The 18,312-nt window shown below is 74.1% G+C and carries 10 protein-coding genes and 1 pseudogene; 7 read left to right on the top strand and 4 right to left on the bottom strand.

Annotation, left to right across the window (positions count from 1 at the left end; all coding sequences use genetic code 11):
* Positions 1 to 147: 147 nt before the first annotated feature.
* The 6 genes and pseudogenes from D455_RS0125640 to D455_RS0125615 all read left to right on the top strand — a co-directional run bounded on the left by D455_RS0125640 (position 148) and on the right by D455_RS0125615 (position 13,754).
* Positions 148 to 1,038, top strand: coding sequence for a DUF4132 domain-containing protein (locus D455_RS0125640; RefSeq protein ID WP_017573521.1), 891 nt, complete (start codon positions 148 to 150; stop codon positions 1,036 to 1,038).
* Entirely contained in the window at positions 1,035 to 5,921 is a 4,887-nt protein-coding gene (locus tag D455_RS0125635; protein ID WP_017573520.1) for a hypothetical protein, read from the top strand. Before D455_RS0125640 ends, D455_RS0125635 begins: the two co-directional genes overlap by 4 nt.
* Positions 5,922 to 6,094: 173 nt before the next feature.
* The gene (locus D455_RS0125630; protein WP_017573519.1) at positions 6,095 to 7,234 is read left to right on the top strand and encodes an ATP-binding protein; all 1,140 of its coding nucleotides are present in this window, start codon (positions 6,095 to 6,097) and stop codon (positions 7,232 to 7,234) included.
* A 332-nt stretch (positions 7,235 to 7,566) separates the two neighbouring features.
* A pseudogene (locus D455_RS35655) lies at positions 7,567 to 8,787 on the top strand (DUF5682 family protein); the annotation flags it as partial.
* Between the two features lie 5 nt (positions 8,788 to 8,792).
* On the top strand, positions 8,793 to 11,837 hold the full coding sequence (locus tag D455_RS0125620; RefSeq protein ID WP_394296656.1) for a DUF5682 family protein: 3,045 nt from the start codon (positions 8,793 to 8,795) through the stop codon (positions 11,835 to 11,837).
* 54 nt (positions 11,838 to 11,891) lie between these two features.
* Positions 11,892 to 13,754, top strand: a complete 1,863-nt coding sequence (locus D455_RS0125615) for a hypothetical protein (RefSeq protein WP_017573516.1) — start codon at positions 11,892 to 11,894, stop codon at positions 13,752 to 13,754.
* Between the two features lie 57 nt (positions 13,755 to 13,811).
* Here D455_RS0125615 and D455_RS0125610 read toward each other — a convergent pair whose 3' ends face one another.
* On the bottom strand, positions 13,812 to 14,216 hold the full coding sequence (locus D455_RS0125610; RefSeq protein WP_017573515.1) for a hypothetical protein: 405 nt from the start codon (positions 14,214 to 14,216) through the stop codon (positions 13,812 to 13,814).
* 155 nt (positions 14,217 to 14,371) lie between these two features.
* Between D455_RS0125610 and D455_RS0125605 the strand changes: the two genes are divergently transcribed.
* A complete protein-coding gene (locus tag D455_RS0125605) occupies positions 14,372 to 15,658 on the top strand; it encodes a PrsW family intramembrane metalloprotease (protein WP_026122975.1) in 1,287 nt (428 codons plus the stop codon).
* On the opposite strand, the gene D455_RS0125600 is transcribed toward D455_RS0125605, so the two are convergent.
* The 3 genes from D455_RS0125600 to D455_RS0125590 all read right to left on the bottom strand — a co-directional run bounded on the left by D455_RS0125600 (position 15,594) and on the right by D455_RS0125590 (position 18,309).
* Positions 15,594 to 16,706 carry a COX15/CtaA family protein gene (locus tag D455_RS0125600; RefSeq protein ID WP_017573513.1) on the bottom strand — a complete coding sequence of 371 codons (1,113 nt, stop codon included), beginning with the start codon at positions 16,704 to 16,706 and terminating at the stop codon, positions 15,594 to 15,596. The two genes, D455_RS0125605 and D455_RS0125600, sit on opposite strands and share 65 nt — an antisense overlap.
* 329 nt (positions 16,707 to 17,035) lie before the next feature.
* Positions 17,036 to 17,230, bottom strand: coding sequence for a hypothetical protein (locus D455_RS0125595; protein WP_017573512.1), 195 nt, complete (start codon positions 17,228 to 17,230; stop codon positions 17,036 to 17,038).
* Positions 17,231 to 17,376: 146 nt separating this feature from the next.
* Positions 17,377 to 18,309, bottom strand: coding sequence for an EamA family transporter (locus D455_RS0125590; protein ID WP_026122974.1), 933 nt, complete (start codon positions 18,307 to 18,309; stop codon positions 17,377 to 17,379).
* Positions 18,310 to 18,312 lie beyond the last annotated feature (3 nt).

Raw genomic sequence — 18,312 nt, 5'->3', positions numbered from 1 at the left:
CCGGCGGCCGCTCCGCATGGACCGGCGGCCGCTCCGCGCCCGTTCCGGAAGCTCCTCGGAAGCACTGCGGGAACACCGCGGGAGCGCTACCAGGAGTTTTCCACCGACAGGGCGGGACGTGTCGTAGGAAAACGATACACATGCACCATGTCGATTTCCGCTCCCCGCACGGAGCCCGTCTGGGTCGACGGCCCCGCCGGGTACTCCCTCGCCCTCGACGGCACGACGATCGTGTGCCGCAACCCCAAGGGGCGCACGCTCAGGTCGGTGCCGAAGAAGGTGCTCGAATCGCCCGAGGCCGAACGCCTCTCCCACGTGCGCCAGTGGGTGGAACGCCACGAGCGGGAGTGCGCGCGGCGCGTCGAGTCGTGGCTGCTGGGCTCCCTGCCCGTCCCCGCCACCCTGATCAGCGAGGTGTGGCCCGATCCCGCGTGGCGGGACACCCTGTACGACCTGTACGCGGTTCCGGCCGGCGGCGGCGGTGGTGGGGGTGGTTTCCTGCGCGGCGTGGACGAGCGGGGTCGGATCGGTGTCCTGGATCTGGACGCCGAGAGCACCTGGCTCGACGCCGACCGCGTCATCCTGGCCCATCCGGTCCTCATCGAGGACCTGGACGACGTGCGCGAGTTCGCCCTCGAACTCGGCATCACCCAGCGCCTGCCCCAGCTCACCCGCCAGGTCCACCGCAAGCCCGACACCGCGGAAGCCGCCGCCGAAGCACGCAACGCCTACGCCGGAGCCGCGTTCCAGGACCTCAGGCACGCCAGGGGGCGGGCCCGGCGGTACGGGTTCGCCATACGGGGCGGCCACGCGGTGTGCCGCGTGCTGGAGGGCGGCCGCACCGTCCAGGCCCGCTACTGGATCGGCTCCGACGATCCGGAGTACGCGACCAGGAGCGGTGGACTGTTCTGGGTCGACACCGACGAACGGAACGTCAGGATCGAGGACGTGGGACCCGTCGCCTGGTCCGAGGGTCTGCGCATGGCCGAGATCGTCCACGCCGTCGACAGGAGCACCGAAGAGGAGAACCAGCCGTGAGCACCACCCCCGCCCCCGTCCCCCACGACGGCCTCCTCGACGCCGGACTCGCCCCCGTGGACGCCCCGGACGACGGGCACACCGACACGATGCGCGCCCGGACCTACACCCACCCCGCGCTCGGCGGACGCCCCGTGGTGCGGCTGGTCCCCGACGTCCTCGGCCCGGCCGAGGACGCGGCCGTGGACTTCCTCGGTTTCGAGTCCAGCGGGATCTCCGCGCCCGTGACGCGCACCCGCCCGCGCGGGCTCGGCTACCCGGAGTGGGCCCTGGTCCACGACCCGGACCACCGGGCCGAGGCGCTCGCCCTCGTCCGCCCCCTGGAGAGGGCCGCCCGGTGGGCGAGCTCCAGGCCGAGCAGGGCAGAGGAGGAGTACACGCGCCTCGCCGCCGACGTGCCCGTCTCCCACCTGCCCTCCTACTGGGAGCAGGCCGGGCGCGCCTTCGTCGCGGCGGGCAACGGGCGCCTGGCCGGGATCATGTTCGGCAGGGCGCGGGAGGCCGAGCGCGTGTACGCCCTGCCCGTGGACGAGGACACCCGCAGGGAGGCGTTCCTGGAGTTCGCCTTCGCCGGGGCCCTCACGGCCAAGGCCCTGGCCGGACACGCCACCGAACTCGCCGAGCGCTACGAGCCCTCGCGTGCCCACGCCGAGTTCCTCGAACTGTGCCTGCGCCGTGCTCGCGGCGGTCTGCCGCCCTGGGCCGGACTGTCCAGGCAGCTGCGCCTCCTGGCGGGGGGCAGGGCGCGCGCGGAGGGTCTGGACACCACGACCGAGGAGACCGGCTTCCTGCGCGACCTGCTCTCGCTTCCCGCCGTGGACGCGGCCCCGGAGGGCTTCTGGAAGGCGGAGCGCCGCACCGTGGTGCGCGCGGCCCGCGCGGACCCGGACCTGCGCCGCGCCCTCCTGGGCCTGTTCGTCTCCGGTTCCCAGGAGCGCCGCGCCTGGTGGCTCGACCTGCTGGACGACATCGGCGCCGTCGACATGGTCGCCGACCCCGACGAGGACGTCCCCGGAGGGGCGGCGGACTGGTTCAGCCGCGTGGTCACCCGCACCGTCCGCGGCCGCCCCGCGCAGCTGCTCGACTGGGTTCCGCGGCTGGCGGAACGGTTGCGGGCCGACGGTGTACCCGTCCGTTTGCGGGGCCGGGTCTGGGTGGACCTGCTGGAGACGTGCCTGCGACTGGGTGTCCCCGTCGAGCCGCCCCAGGGGAGGAGGGAGTCCCTCGACCTGTACACCGGTGCGTGCCGGGAGGAGGACGGATGCGCGCTCGCGGCGATCCTGGCCGACGAGCACTGGGAACCCGTCCTGGCCAGGTCCGTCGCCGAGTACGCCGGTTACAGACACAAGCTGGAGGAGTTGCTGCCGAGCCCGTGCCTGCACCCCTACATCGACCGGAGGCTGGGTGAACTCGTCGCGCCCTCGGCCATGACGGGCCTCACCCACCTCAAGGTCCGCCTGCGCAGGCTCCGGTCCGAGGTCGACGGAGCCGCCCTCGCCGCCTTCCCGCACCGCCGGGAGGAGTTCGACGCCCTCGACCCGGCGCGGGCCCTCGCCACGGCACTGCGTGCGGGGATCATCGACGAGTTCGGGTGGCCGGAGCTGGAGGAGGCGGTGAACGAACTCCGCGCCTCCGGGGCGGGGCCCGTCATCAGCACGTACAGCTGGCCGGTGATCACCCTGACCTCCAGGACCAGGGCCATCGCGGTCGGGCCGGAGGGCCGTGTGGACGAGCACGACATCCGCGCGTCCGACCCGTACGACATCGCGGCGGTGTACAGCGACGGCGCGTTCCTGGTCTGCTACCGGAAGCTCCTGGACGACACGGAGCACGCCTACTGGTCCTCGGACCCCGAGACCTCCGTGGCCTGCGCCGGTACCGGCGCGCTGCTGGACGCCGCACACGCCTACTCGCCGGGGCCCGAGACGATCGCCCAGCTCACCCGTGACGGCCTCCGGATGAACGGCGGGCGCGCACTGCGCCGGGGCGAGGAGCCCGACGGCAGGATGGCACACCTGCTCCACGACGGCGCCACCTTCTGGGCCAGCGGTCCGTACCCCGGACTGAAGGAGGTGGACCCCGGCACGGGGGAGAACGGCAGGACCAGCCTCCCCGCGTTCCTGGAGGAACTGCCGCAGGAGCCGTACCGCAGGGACCGTCAGTGCACGCTGTTCCCGCTGGACGAACCGGCCGCAGGCAACCCCCTGGGTTCCGTGGGCGGCACGTACGGGGTCGGGGTGGCGTGGTTCGAGACCGACGACGGTTCCCGGGGCCGCCGGATCACCGTGACCGACGGGCGCACGCACACCGTGGGCCACGACGATGCGTACAGTGGCGGCCCGGCGGATCCCGCCGCGCCCTTCACCGCCCCCGGAGGCGACACACACGTCCTGAGCAGGAAGACGCGGGTCTTCTCCCTCCAGGCGGTGGACGGCTCGCATCTGTGGGAGTACGAGGCCGGCGACGTGGGCGGAGCCCAGGCCGGTTGGGGCACACCCCTCCTGCCGCCGGTGCCGTACTGGCACTTCATGAGCCCGCGTGACGTCCGCGCCTCCCTGCGGCTGCGCACCGTGGAGGCCACCGACCTCGGCCCGCTCCTGGAGGCGGCCGAGGCCGAGTACGAGGAGGTCGGACACCGACGGGGTCGGACGGCGCCGAGGACCCTGGCGGCGGCCACCGCACTCCTGACCGGGGACGACGGGACGGAGCCGCATCCGTCACTGGCCATGGGCGTCGCCGGGCTGGCGCTGAACACCGTCCCGGTGCGTAAGGACCTGGCCGCGTTCACGAGGAGGGCCGACGCGGCCAGACGGTCCGAGACGAAGGCGGAACCCGAGTCGAAGACCCTCACGCAGGCCCTGTCACACCTCCTGAGCGCACACATGTTCCGGAAGGGCTCGGACAACACCGTCGCGCACGTCGAACACGCCTCCCGCTTCCTGGACGGGCGGATGAGCACCTCGGACGCGCACAGCGGTCCAACGCCGACCACGGACTGGGCACCGCTCATCGGCCGTGTGGGAGCGCTGGCCTGGTACGCCGCGCTGCCCACCACACCGCCCGAACACCGGGAGGCCCTGGCCGGTTTCCTGACCCGGTGGTCCGGCACGGTCTTCGCCGAGCCCGGCCTCACCCTCGACGCCGGTGTGCTGGATGCCAGGAACGCCGCGTCCGTCAGGCCCCGGGACGAGGCGGGCGCGCGCCATCTGGGTCTGGGCCCGGGTTCGGGGTCCAGCACGAGCGAACGGTACCCCTTCAGCTTCGTGGAGTCGCGGTCGGACGCCCCGCTGCCCATGGACGAGGGCCTGTCCGAGCGCTGGCGCAGGCGGGCCGACCTGGGGTGGGGAAGCGGTGAGCAGCTCTCCGTGTTCACCCGGTGCCTGGCCGAGTACGGAGCCCTCCCGTGGGATTCCGACGCCGTCGCCGTCCTGGCCGAGCGCACCGGACTCGCCCGGGCGGGCGCCGCGCTCCTGTTCGCCGCCCACCGCACCGGATACGAGCGGCGGGTCGACACGCGCATGAGGGAGGTCATGGGCCTCTCGGCGGCCGACGTGGCCGTCGGGTTGGCGGAGTTGGACTCGCTGGAGGCCGAGGAACTGTTGGAGCTGTACCGGACGGCCCTCCCCGAGGACCCGGCCGCGATCGGGGCGCTGTGGAAGCCCGGGGGCACGGTCGTCGTCGCCGAACGGCTCGCCGAGGCCTGGAACGGGCGCCGAGGCCGCAGGCCCTCGCTGTCCGAGGAGACCCTCGCCTCCTTCCACGCCGCGCGGCTCGTGGACGGGCAGCCCGTGCGGTACGGGTTCCTCCGCGAAGCGCGGTTGGTGTCGGGGCACGAGGCCCTGCGTGTGGCCGCGGACCCGTCAGCCGCAGGCGTTCGCTCCGAGGGTGTCTCCTCACGGTTCGCATCGTGGCAACGGCACCACGGTCCCGCTCCGAGGTCCACACGCTTCGTCGAGAAGGCCGGTGACCTGCCCTGGATGCTCACCGATCTCGTGCACGTGATCGCCTGGGCGCACGCCGAGCTCCCCGTGGGGGACCCGGTGAGGGAGGCGGTCCCCGCACTCCTGCGCGCCGTGCGCGAGTGCCTCGCCTCCCCGGAGCTGTTCCTGCCCGTCGCCACCGTGTGGTCCGGGCCCGCCCTCCAACGGTTGGTCGAGGAACTGGGCGATCGCCCCTACCGCGACCGCAGGGGCGGCATCCCGTTCCCGGACAGCGTCGACGGCGGTTCGGTCGTCGTGATCGGCGAGGACGGAGTGACCTCCGTGTGGTTCCGGCCCTCCGAGTTCGGTGACGACGTGACCTCCCACCTCCTGCGCGCCCTGCTGGCCGACACGGGGAGCGTCGCCCACGACGAGCAGCTGGTGCGGGCGGTGGACCTTCTGCGCGGTCCCGGTTTCACGGCGATCGCCGAGCACGTGTCCTCGGGCGGCCTTCGTGAGGGGCGTAGGGCCGGTGACCCGGTGGCGTCCGTTCCCGGACTCGTGGGCGAGGTGGAGAACGCGCTCGGAGTGTCCGCCGACGCCGCGCGCCTGTACCTGCAACTGCTCGCCCTTCTCGAACCCACCGACCGCCGGGTGCGGGACCTCAACGGATGGACGGCCAAGCGGCACAGGAAGGCCCAGGACGAACTCGTGGCGGCCGGACTCGTGGTCACCGCCAAGCGCGCGCGTTCGGGACGCTCGGTGTTCCTGCCGGGCGCGTGGTCCGAGGCCAAGGCGCCCAACCTGCCGCTGGAGACCTGGAAACTGCCGCTGTACGATCTGCGGGCCCAGCAGGGAGGAGACCCGGTCGGGCCGCTCCCGCGTTACCTGGCGCCGCGTCCGCTCCCGGAGGTCTTCGCCGACGCCTGGCGGCGCGTGCGGGAGGGGGACGCCCCCGTGTAGGACCCCGGCCCGTGGCTCGCCGCCGACGGCGGACCTCCACGGGCGCGACGTGTCCGCGCTCGGGTCCCGCTCCGCGTGTGAACGGGGCCCGAACGCGGACGTCCCCACACCCCGCCGAGGACGCCCCGCCGTCCCCGGCCCCACCCCGAACCCCCGGAAACCGAGGAGACGCGGTGCCCGACACCCCCGCGGTACAGATCGAACCCGCCGAACGGCGCCACGCCGATGAACTGGCCTTCCTCGCCGCCCACGACACCGGACCGCGCCCGCCCGGCTGGCGGCTCACCCCACGCGCGGTCGTGACGTTCGTCGTCGGCAGCGACGGCGAGAGGCTGCGGCTGCCCGAGCCCGTGGACGGCCTTCCGTCGAGCCTGGAGATCCCCGCCAAGTTCGTCGGTGAGCGCGGACTGGTCGAGCGCTGTGTGGTCACCCTCGCGGGGGAGCGCGGCCTGCTGCTGGTCGGCGAACCGGGGACCGCCAAGTCCCTGCTCTCGGAACTGCTCGCCGCCGCCGTCAGCGGTACGGGCGCGCTCACCGTGCAGGGCACCGCCGGAACCACCGAGGAGCACCTGCGCTACGGGTGGAACTACGCCCTGCTGCTCGCCAAGGGCCCCAGCGCCGAGGCGTTGACGCCCTCCCCGCTGCTCACCGCGCTGCGCACCGGACGCGTCGCCCGGGTGGAGGAGATCACCCGCTGCCTGCCCGAAGTGCAGGACTCGCTGGTCTCGATCCTCTCCGACCGGCGGATGGCCGTACCCGAACTGCCGGACGACGGGCTGTTCCTGGCCCGGCCGGGCTTCAACGTGATCGCCACCGCCAACCTGCGCGACCGGGGCGTGTCGGAGATGAGCGCGGCCCTCAAGCGCAGGTTCAACTTCGAGGTCGTGCCGCCGGTCGCCGACCTGGCCACCGAGGTCGACCTGGTGCGCCGCCAGGCGGGCGCCGCCCTGGCCCGCCACGGCCACGCGCTGCCCGTGGACGACGCCGTCCTGGAGGCCCTGGTCACGGCCTTCCGCGACCTGCGCTCCGGCTCCTCGGTCGAGGGATGGCCGGTGGAACGGCCGACCACCGTCATGAGCACCGCCGAGGCGGTCGGCGTCACCACCTCCCTGGGTTTGCAGAGTGCCTACCTGGGAGTGTCCGACCCGCTCGCCCTGCTGCCCGGCTACCTGTTGGGCGCGGTACGCAAGGACGACCCCGACGACCAGGGACGCCTGATCGCCTACTGGGACTCCGCGATCCGCCACCGGGCCGAGAACGGCGCGCGGCTGTGGAAGCGCCTGTACGAGCTGCGCCACGTCGTGGGGGAGTAACCCGTCCCCGGTCGCCGTCGCCCTTCAGGCGGTACCGGAGCGTCCCGGGGGTTGTCCGGCGGCCCCGTACGGCCGCGCGCCCGAGACACCCCTGGGCACGCGGTCCCCGGCGTTCACGTCCCGGGTGGAGACACCTCCCGTACGGTCCGCCGCCGGAGGGAACGGTCCTCCCCACGATCCGACGGCCGCGGCCGGAGACGGTGGGGGAGGGGACCCAGGCCGCCGCTCCGGTGGTGGGTGACCCACACACCGGCGCCGCACCCGGCATCCCGGACCACACACAGCCACCACGTCAGCGCGGTACCAGAACACCACCAGGACACGACACGCCCATGCGCACTCAACGACACACGGTTCCCGCCCCCGAGACCGCGGCCGGGGTCCTGGCCGCGTGTACGCGGCCCCTCCTGGTGGGGGTGCGCCACCACTCGCCGGTGCTGGCCGCCGCCGTTCCCGCGATCCTGGAGGCGGCCGACCCCGACGCCGTGCTGGTCGAACTCCCGCTGGAGGCCGGACCGTGGCTGGACTGGCTCGGCCACCCCGACACGGTGGCTCCGGTCGCCCTGGTCCTCGGTGACTCCCACGGACACGTGTACTACCCCTTCGCCGACTTCTCCCCGGAGTTGGCCGCCCTCCGCTGGGCCCGCGCCCACGGAGTGCCCGTGCACGCCGTGGACCTGCCCGCCTCCGTCCGGGTCTTCGACGACGAGCGTTCCGGTGGCCTCGGCCCCGACCGTGCGCTGCTGCGGGCCGCCGACGTCTCTGACGGTGAGGAGCTGTGGGACCGTCTGGTGGAGACCCGTTCCTACGGCGCCGAACCCGAACGGATCCGCCGCGCCGCCCTCGCGCTGGGGTGGGCCCACCGCGCCAACGAACTCGACGGGGAGGGGATCAGCCTCCGGGACCGGAGCCGCGAGGCGTGGATGCGCCGCCGCGTCGCCGAGATCGGCGCCACCCGCCCCGTGGCCGTCGTGGGCTCCTTCCACGCCGCCGCCCTCCTTCCCGAGCACGCCCTGGCCGACCTGGCCCGCTCCGCCGGCGAGGCGGACGGGCAGTCCCCCGGGGGACAGCCGTCCTCCGGCCGGAGTCGCCGGGGGTTCGGGGAGTCCACACCGCGTACCGCATCACGCGCGGGCGACCGGGAAGACGAGGGCCTCTCGGAGAGCCCGTCCCCGGCGGAGCCGTCTTCCCGCGGTGAGGGCGAGGCCCGCGCCGCTTCGGGCTCGGACCATCAGGGGGTCGGGGGGTCTTCGGAAGGGGGAGCCTCTTCGGCGGTGGAGCCGTCCGCTGGCGAAGGGAGCGAACCGCGTACCGCTTCGCGTGCGGGCACGGACCACCACGAGTCCGGGGAGCTCCCGGAGCACGGCTTCCCCACCCCGGCCGACCTCATGACCCTCCTACGCGGTGACGAACCCGCCGACCTCCCTCCGACCGCCGACATCCGCGTTCCGGAGCCGGGGGAACACCCCGACACGGGCCTGTCCACCGCCCTGATCCCCTACACCTTCGCCCTCCTGGACTCGCGTTCGGGCTATCCGGCCGGAATCCGCGATCCCGAGTGGCAGCAGGACGTGCACGAGGCGGGAGGCGACCCCGACCGGATCGAGCGGGCGGCCATCCACCGCCTGTCGGCCATCGGCGCNCCCCCCGCCTGTCGGCCATCGGCGCCCACCTGCGCGCGGACGGGCACGTCTGCGGGGTCCCCGACACCACGGCCGCCTACCGGATGGCCCGTGACCTGGCCGCCCTGCGGGGCCTGCCCGGCCCCGGACGCCGCGAACTCGTCGAGGGACTCACCAGCGCCCTCGCCCAGGGCGAACCCCTCGGCCGCGCCCGTGCCCTGGCCCGCGCCGCCCAGCGCGAACTCGTCGGGACCCGGCGCGGATCCCTGGCGTCCGACGCACCCGTCTCCGGCCTGGTCGCCCACGTCACCGCCCTGCTCAGGCGGCTGGGGCTGCCCGGCCCCGGCGACCAGGAGCGTGACCTGCGCCTGGACCCCCTCCGAGCCGGACGCGACCGCGAACGCCACATCGCCCTGCACCGCCTGTACGCGGCGGGCGTCGCCTACGCCGAACCCCGTGCCGGTGGCCGCACCACCGACGGTCACACGCTGGGCCGCCTGTGGACCGCGCGCTGGACCCCCGCCAGCGCCGCCACCCTCGAACTCGCCTCCTGCTACGGCACCACCCCCGAACAGGCCGCCCGCGGGCGGATCGCCATCCGTCTGCGCGCCGCCGAGGACGAGGGGACCCTGGCCCCCGCCGACGCGGGCGAGGCGCTCACCACGGCCGCCGAGTGCGCGCTCCCCGACCTGGTCGCCGATCTGGGCCGACGTGTCCGGGAGGAGGTCCTGCCACGAGCCTCCCTGGCCGACGCCATCGACCTGCACGACCGCGTCCAGCGGATCACCTCCGGCCAGGTCTCCGGCATGCCCGACGCCCCGGAGAGCCTGTCCCGGCTGCGCGTGCGCCTGGCCGAGGCCGCGATCGCCTCCGTCCCCGGCCTGTCCGGCAGTACCGACCCGGCCGACGCCGCCGCGTTGTTGCGGGTGGTGCGCCTGGTGCAGGAACAGGCGTCCCTGCCCGGAGCGGTGGGGCCCCAGCGCCTCCTGTGGCACCTGCGGCTCCTCGCCGACGAGGGCGGTCCGCTGGCCCAGGGCGCCGCCGCGTCCGCGCTGCTGCTCCTGGGCGCCCTCGCGCCGGAGGACATGGCCGAGCGCATCACCGGATGGCTGGAGGCCTCCACCGGGGCGCGGAGCGGCACCCCGCTCGCCCAGCGTCTGGCCGGCGCCCTGACCGTGGCCGCTCCCGTGGTCGAATCCGACCCCGGTGTGCTGGACGCCCTGACCCGGCGCGTGGAGAGCTGGTCCGACACCGGGTTCCTGGCCAGGCTGCCCGCGCTGCGCGAGGGTTTCGAGACGCTGTCGACGGCGGCCCGGGGCCGCTTCCTGGACGCGGTCAGCGAGCGGATCGGCGAGGTGGACACCCACCTGGAGGTGTCCGCCGAACTGGCCCTCTCCCTGGCCGACGCCGACGAGACCGCGCGGACGGCCGTGGAGGCCCTGCTGCCGGGCCTCCTCCACCGGGCCGCGAGCCGTGAGCACCATCCTCCGACGGCGGCCACCGCGCGCACGACCGCGGACTCCCCGCGGCGCGGCCTGCCGCCGGGAGCGGCGGGCCCCACCCGCGGAACCCCCCCGCCCGCCTCCGGTTCCGCAGGGGAACCGGGGGGCACCCTCCATCCCACCCCGCCCACCGAGGACACCGGTCCGGCAGAAGGACCGGATCCCTCCCCCGACACCCTCGGGGACACGGTGACCGCCGTCACTCGCTCACGGGATGTTCGTGTCACGGGTTCTCCCTCCCCGGAGGCGGCCCCCGCCGCGTCCGTCCCGCCCGGGGAGGACGGCGTGTCCACCCCGATTCCAGTCTCCGTCAACGAAGGGGCCTCCGAAGGGTTGTCCACAGGCCCGGTTCCCGCGGATCCGGGAACGGCCGCCATCGGCGCCGCCGACCGCTGGCGGCTCGTCCTCGGCCGTCCCCCCGAGGACGGCGGACCCCGTGCCCGCCGGGCCTTCGCGGCCCTGGACGAGCTCTACGGCCGCGGCCACGGAGAGGGCTCCCGTGAACCCGGCGGCGGGTCCGGAGCGCGCGGCGGACACGGCCGTCCCGAACCGACCGCGCGCGAGTGGGCCGACGAACTCCAGGCCCTGTTCGGCGCCACCGTCCGAGAGGAGGTCCTCGGCCGCGCCGCTCGACGCGGCCGCACCGACGTCCTGGACACCCTCGACCCGGAGCGGACCACCGCCTCGGTCGACCTGCTGGAACAGGTGCTCTCCCTGGCCGGAGCCCTGCCGGAGTCCAGACTCGCCCGGCTGCGCCCCCTGGTCCGGCGGATCACCGAGCAGCTGGTCCGGCAACTGGCGCGCCGCATGCGCCCCGCCCTGTCCGGGCTGTCCGTACCGCGCCCCACCCGCAGGCGCGGCGGCCGACTCGACCTGGGCCGCACCCTGCGCGCCAACCTGCGCACCGTGCGCCAGGGGCCGGACGGCCCGCTGGTCATCCCCGAGGACCCCGTCTTCCGTACCCGGGCCCGCCGGAGCGCGGACTGGCACGTGCACCTGGTCGTGGACGTGTCCGGCTCCATGGAGCGCTCCACGATCTACGCGGCCCTCGTCGCCGCCGTCCTGCACGGCCTGCCCGCGCTGAGCGTGTCCTTCACGGCCTTCTCCACCAGGGTCGTCGACCTCACCGACCGGGTGCCGGACCCGCTGTCGCTGCTGCTGGAGGTCTCCGTGGGAGGCGGCACCGACATCGGCGCGGCCCTGGCCCACACCCGCTCGGGGGTGCGCGTGCCCAGCCGCACGATCGTCGCTCTGATCACCGACTTCGAGGAGGGCGGCAACCTGGGCCGGACCCTGGGAGAGGTGCGCGCGCTCGCCTCCAGCGGTGTCCGGCTGCTCGGCCTGGCCGCCCTCGACGACACCGGGGCGCCGGTGTGCAACCAGGCGATCGCCGCGCGGTTCGCCGCCGCCGGTATGCCGGTGGCCTCACTCAGCCCCCAGGAACTGGCCTCCTGGATCGCGGAGAGGGTACGGGGATGATCCCCCGCCCCGCCGCCGTGACGTCCCCGCACACCGCTGAGGAGAACCCCGCCGATGACCGAACGACCCCGCGTCGCCCCCGACCTGCTCGCCGCACTGCTCGAAGCCGCGCCCGGCAGGGTCCGCCGCAAACTGGACGCCGAACCGCGCGCCGCGGAGGAGTGGGAGTGGACCTCCGACGGCCAGGAGTGGACCGTCACCGCGGGCGGTGAGACCGTGACCCTGACCGGGCCGGACCTCACCGACGCATCCCAGGTGGGCTGCACCTGCCTGCTCAGTCCGCGCTGTCTGCACCTGCTCCGCGCCGTGAGCCTGCTCCCGCACACGGACGGGGAGGCGGCGGATCCCGCTGACGCCCCGGAGGGCACCGGAGGCGGCGACGGCGCTCCCCGGAACCCCACCAGCGGCCCCGACGCGGCGACGCCGCCCGGCCCGGACGGGACCGGAGGACAGGACGGTTCGGGGAGCACCGACACCGATCCCCTCTCCGCCGCCGTCGAAACCGACGGTGACGCGCGCGCGGCGGCCGCCCTGGCCTGGGACGCGGGAGCGCGCACCCTGGCCGCCGGGGTACGCGCGGCCGGATCCTCCCAGCGCGCCGAGCTCCTGCGGGCCGCGGCCCTGGCACGCGCCGCCCGCCTTCCGCGCCTGGCCGCCGCCTGCACCACCGTGGCCACCGGCCTGCGCGACCACGCCACCCCCGACTTCTCCCTGGCCGAGCACGCCGCGGCCCTGACCCGCCTGCTCGACGTCTCCCGCCGCCTCGGCGGCGGGCCCGACGGCCCCCGCCCGGCGCCCACCCTCGCCGACGTCGGCACGGGTCGCCGCGCCTACGCCGGGGTCGGCTCCCTGCGGTTGTACGGGCTGGGCAGCGAACGAGTCGCCACGGCCTCGGGGTACGCCGGAGTGGTCACCCACGCGGTCTCCCTCACCGGAGGGCCGCGCCTGTGGCGCGTCGGCGACGTCGCCCCCGGGGACGACGACCGCGTCGCGGCCGTCTACGGGGCGGCGGTCTCCTTCGGCGGGGCCTCCCTGAGCCACCGCGACCTCGGGCGGTCCGGCATGGTCGCCCAACGGGTGAGCGCCAGCGCCGACGGACGCCTGAGGGGGGGAGCGGCCACCACGGCGGCCGTCACCGACGGGTGCGCCTGGGACGCGCAACCGCTGGCGGTGCTGTGGGAACGCCCCCTGGCCGCGCAGGTGGAGCGGTCCCTGCGCGCACAGGCCGCGCCCGCCCACCGCACCGGCGCTGACCTGGTCTTCGCCGACCTCGTCGTCACCGGCGCGGCCGGGGCCGGGGGAGTGGCGGTCCTGGAGCGCGTCACGGGGCGCGCGTTCACGCTGCGCCCGTCGGGTGCCGCGGACCTGGTGCGGGCACGCAACCTCCCGCGGTTGGCGGCCGAGCCCGGACTCGGGATGCGCGCGGTGGCGCGTCCGGTCCCCGAAAGCCCGGGAACCCTGGTGCCCGTCACGGTGTCCGCGCCCGACCTGGCCCTGCCCGCGGCCTGGCGGGGAAGGGCCAACCTCTCGCTGGACACGCTCCCCTCCCCGGGCGCGGCGCACCCCTCCGTGCCGGTCCCGGCCGCCGGTCCCGGCCTGGCCGCACCCGGCGCCGATCCCGGCCTGGCCGCGCTGGAGCGCCGCCTCAACCGACTCGCCGAGGCGGGCCGCGAGGCGGTTCCGGCCGATCCGGGGCTGGAGACCCGGTTGTGGGGCAACCACCTGCCGACCGCGGCCGTGGTGCTCTCCGGGGTCGGCGCGGCGGCGAGGGAGCGGGCGCGTACCGCCACGGGGGAGTCGGTCGTTCCCCCGCCCGACCGCCTGGCCGTGGCGTGGCTGGCCGCGGCGACCTACCTGGCCACGGCGCGCCACCACCTGCACGCGCTGGCGTGGGCCCAGCGGGTCGCTCCGGCCTGACCGCCCGATCACCCGGCCCCCTCCCGACCGCCCGGGCGGTCGGGAGGGGGCCGGTGGTCAGCGTCGACGCCAGGCCAGCACCGCCGACCACACCGCGACACCCGTCAGGGCCAGTGCCAGGGGAACGTGCACCTGGAGCGGCCCGTAGGTGCCCAGCGCCGCCTGGAGGAAACCGAGGGCGAAGGCCAGCAGGCTGGCCGCCAGGAGCAGCCTCGGCGCCCCTCCGACGCGTCCGGATCCCTGCCAGTACCAGGCCGCGGCCACAACCTGGAGTCCGGCCATCACGTGCACGCCGAACGCGCCGTAGTAGTGCAGGGGCAGCGCGTCGGTGTTGAACGTCACCAGTTGCCCGGCGGTCGCCCCCTCCCACAGGAGGGCGGCCAGGTGCAGGACGACGGCCACGCGTACGGCCCACAGCGGCCCCGTGGTGTCGGGAGCGGGGATCGTGGTCGCACGTTCCATGCGCGGTCCACCTTCCGTTCGGGGATGACCGGGACGGTCCCGGACCTCCGATCCTGCCCCATCCCAGGCAGCCCCGTACCACCGAACGATGGGATACGCAGGTCAGTCAGGGGCGGAACCCGTGGTCGGCGCGGTTCCCGCTACGATCGTTGCCCATGCCCCGTCTCGACAGCAAGGCCATCCTCCAGGGCCGACGATCCCGCTACTCGATGACCCTCATCCTGGGCACCACCGTCAGTGTGCTCTGCATGATCGGGATGCTGGTCTACCTGTGGCTGCTGGCCCTGTCCGGGGGAGCGGCGGCCGGGATCGACGGAGGGCTCGGCTTCGCCGTCAGCCTCGTCGCCGCGATCATCCCCGTGTGCATCCTCGTGCCGCTCATCCTCATGCTCGACCGGATCGAGCCCGAACCCGGGTGGGTGCTGTTCTTCGCCTTCGCCTGGGGCGCCGGAGTGGCCGTGGTGGCCTCCCTGCTGCTCAACAGCTGGGGCCTGGCCCACGTCACGGTGCCGCTGTTCGGCCGGGACCTGGGCGACTTCCTGGGCACTTCGGTGGTGGCGCCCCTCGTGGAGGAGAGCGCCAAGGGCATGGTTCTGCTCATCCTGCTCTGGCGGCGCCGCCACGAACTGGACACCTTCACCGACGGGGTCATCTACGCGGGGATGGTGGCCACCGGTTTCGCCTTCACCGAGAACATCCTGTACTTCCTCAGCGCGTTCTTCGACGGCACCCTGGTGGCCACCTTCGCCATCCGCGGGCTGATCGCGCCCTTCGGGCACCCCGTCTACACCGCGATGATCGGTGTCGGCGTGGCCTACGCGGCCATGCGCACCGGGGCCGCGCGCCTGCTGGCCCCCGTCGCCGGGTGGGCGGCGGCGGTCCTGCTGCACGGGATGTGGAACGGGTCCACCCACTTCGGCTGGTACGGCCTGGCCGTCGCCTACATGGTGCTGTTCGCCGTGCTCATGGCCATCCTGGCGCTGGCCACCCGCGACCGCCACCGGCAGATCGGCGCGATCGCCCGCCACCTGCCGCCCTACGTCTCCACCGGACTGGTCACCTCGGCCGACATCGCCATGCTCAGCTCCCTCCAGGGGCGCCGTCGGGCCCGTGAGTGGGCGGCGCGCAACGCCGGTCGCCGGGGGCGCGAGGCGATGCGGGAGTACCAGCTCGCCGCCACCGAGCTCGCGCTACTGCACCGCAGGATGGACGCCGGACTGGCTCCGGGGGACTGGAAGGTCCACCGGGACTCCTTCCTGGCGCTGATGCACGTGGCCCGCGACACCTTCCTGGGGCGGCTGCCCCAGCCGGTCACCCCGGGCTGGGCGGAGACCCCCACCGACTCCGGCTTCCTGCGTCGGGCCGACTTCGCCCACGTCATCGCCCAGACACGGTCCCAGCAGGACTATGTTCCCCGTCATGGTCAGCAGGGTCCTCGGTGAGCTCCTGGCCCGGCGGAACGAGGCGCGTGGTGGAGAAGTACAGGCGCGAGACCGCGACCCAGGTCACGGCGGACCCCAGAACGTGCAGGACCACCAGGGCCTCGGGGAGTTCCAGGGCGTACTGGGTGTAGCCCACGACCCCCTGGAGGACGACCGTGACCAGCAGGAACACGCTGCTCATCCGTACCGGCCTCCGGGCGTCGCCGCGGAAGGCGATGACGGTGGCCAGCAGGGCGCCCGCCAGGGTGAGCCAGGCCAGCGCGGAGTGCATGCGCGTGACCGCGGGCAGGTCGAAACCCCAGCGTGGTGCCGCAGCGTCCCCGCCGTGCGGGCCCGTGCCGGTGACGACGGTTCCGGCGATCAGCAGCATGAAGCCGACCACGACCAGTCCGATGCTGAGGGCGTGCAGCATGGGACCCACGGACACCCGCGGCCTGCCCTCGGGCTCCTGGCAGCGCACGTACAGGGCGACCGTGACGAAGACCATCACCATGGACAGCAGGAAGTGCGCGGCCACCGAGGCGGGGTGGAGGTCGGTCCACACGGTGATGCCGCCGACCACGCCCTGGCCCAGGACGCCGAACGGCACGATGGCGGCCAGCCGGACCAGGTCGCGGCGGCGGGGACTCATCCTCATGACGGCGACGAACGTGATGACGGCGACCGCCAGCACGACGAAGGTGAGCGTCCGGTTGCCGAACTCGATGGCGGCGTTGAGTGCCGCGTGCCCGGTGTCCAGGGGCACGAAGCTCTCGGGGGTGCACCTGGGCCATTCCGAGCACCCCAGCCCCGAGGAGGTGACGCGCACGGTGGCGCCGGTGACGGCGATCCCGGCGTTGACGATGATGTTGCCCAGGGCCCAGGCGCGCAGCGACCTCCGCGTGGGAGTCCAGATCGTGCGCGCGAGCAGCACCAGCGCGAGTACTCCGGCGGCGGCGACCGCGATCTGCCAGGCCCACAGGGGGGCGCCGAGAAGGACGATGTCCTCCGCCGCGAGAGGGGGGACCGAGTTCGCGGCCAGCACCGCGGAGGCCGGGGAATCAGACATACGACAGACTGTAGTACATCGCTTCGGGTGCTGTCGCTCACCCCCCGCGTCCTTTCCCACCTGCGTCGATGCCGCCGTACAAGGAGAGGGGGCGCCCACGGGAGGCGCCCCCTCGGAGAACGGCTGGACCGTCTGGTGACGGATCTGGGCGGTGTTCTTCGGGGCCTCCGCTCCCCTTCGGCCCCTGTACGGGCGTCCGAAGAACGGGAACCTTCGGCGCCTTCGGCGAGACGACCCGTTCCTCGCGGTCTCGCCTCCGTCGCCTCCAGGGTCCCGTGGACGCCCGAACCACCCCCCTTGCGACCGGGGTCCCGTTCAGGGAACGGGACCTAGTCGACGTGGTTCGAGATGCACTGGCTGAGCAGGTTCAGGTCGAGGTTGATCAGACCCAGCGCGGTCTGCTCGTCCACGCACGCCTGGTAGACGTCGGTGTCATCCTCGCCCGCGGAGGCGGTCCCGAACCCCATGCCGAGAAGCCCGGCGGTGAACAGGGCGGTCATCATCATCTTGGCGGTGGTGCGCATGGCTCCCCCTTCGAATGCGGGTGGCCGAACCGTTTGGTCGGCCCACCAGGACAGATAACCATTTGTGTGCACTCGGAAACACAAAGTAGTAAATCGGGCCCGCCCCGTGTCTCCCGGTCGACCTGCTCCCGCGTTCGTGCTCCGCCTCAGTCGTCCCCGGAACCCCTTCGCGAGGACCCGTCGGCCTCTCCGGACGCCTCGTCCCGTCTGGCCGAGGTGCGTGTGGAGCCCGCGCTGGCCACGATCACACACACCACCGCGAACCACTGCCACACGGTCAGCAGCTCACCCAGCAGCACCAGACCCACGAGGGCCGCGGCGGCCGGTTGCAGACTCATCAGCACGCCGAAGACCCGTGGCGGCATCCGGCGCAGGGCGTTCAGCTCCAGTGTGTAGGGCACCACCGAGGACAGCACGCCGACCGCCAGGCCGAACAGCAGCAGGCGCCAGTCCAGCAGGGCCGCGCCGCCCTGGGAGACGCCCACGGGCGCCATGACGGCCACGCCCACCACGCTCGCGATCGCCAGCCCGGACGCGCCGCTGAACCGCTGTCCCGTCGCCGCGCTGAGCAGGATGTAACACGCCCAAGCGACCGCCGCCAGCACCGCGAACAGGATGCCCAGCGGATCCATCGACCCCGACTCCAGCCCCAGCGCGGCCACGCCCAGCCCCGCCAGGCCCGCCCACAGGAGGTCGATCCGGCGCCGCGACCCCAGGACCGCGATGGCCAGGGGGCCCAGGTACTCGATGGTGACCGCGATCCCCAGCGGGATGCGCGCGAACGCCTCGTAGATGAGGAAGTTCATCATCGCCAGCGCGACGCCGTAACCGACCACCACCAGCCAGTCGGCGCGCGAGTGCGCCCTGAGCACCGGCCGCGCCACCAGCACCAGGAGCAGCGCCGAGGTCAGCAGCCGCAGCCNGACCGCCGCCGGAGGCAGCGCCTCGAACAGGTTCTTGGCCACTCCGGCGCCGGTCTGGACCGAGACGATGCCGATCATCACCAACCAGGCCGGAGGGACCGCCTCCGCCGCTCGGAGGAGTGGGGACGGTGCCTGGGACCGGGCGGGAGAGCTCATGGG

Origin of the sequence: Nocardiopsis halotolerans DSM 44410, assembly GCF_000341065.1 — a bacterium.
Taxonomy (GTDB): domain Bacteria; phylum Actinomycetota; class Actinomycetes; order Streptosporangiales; family Streptosporangiaceae; genus Nocardiopsis; species Nocardiopsis halotolerans.
Note: the sequence above shows the minus strand (reverse complement) of the source record. Positions and strands in the feature narration are given on the sequence as shown.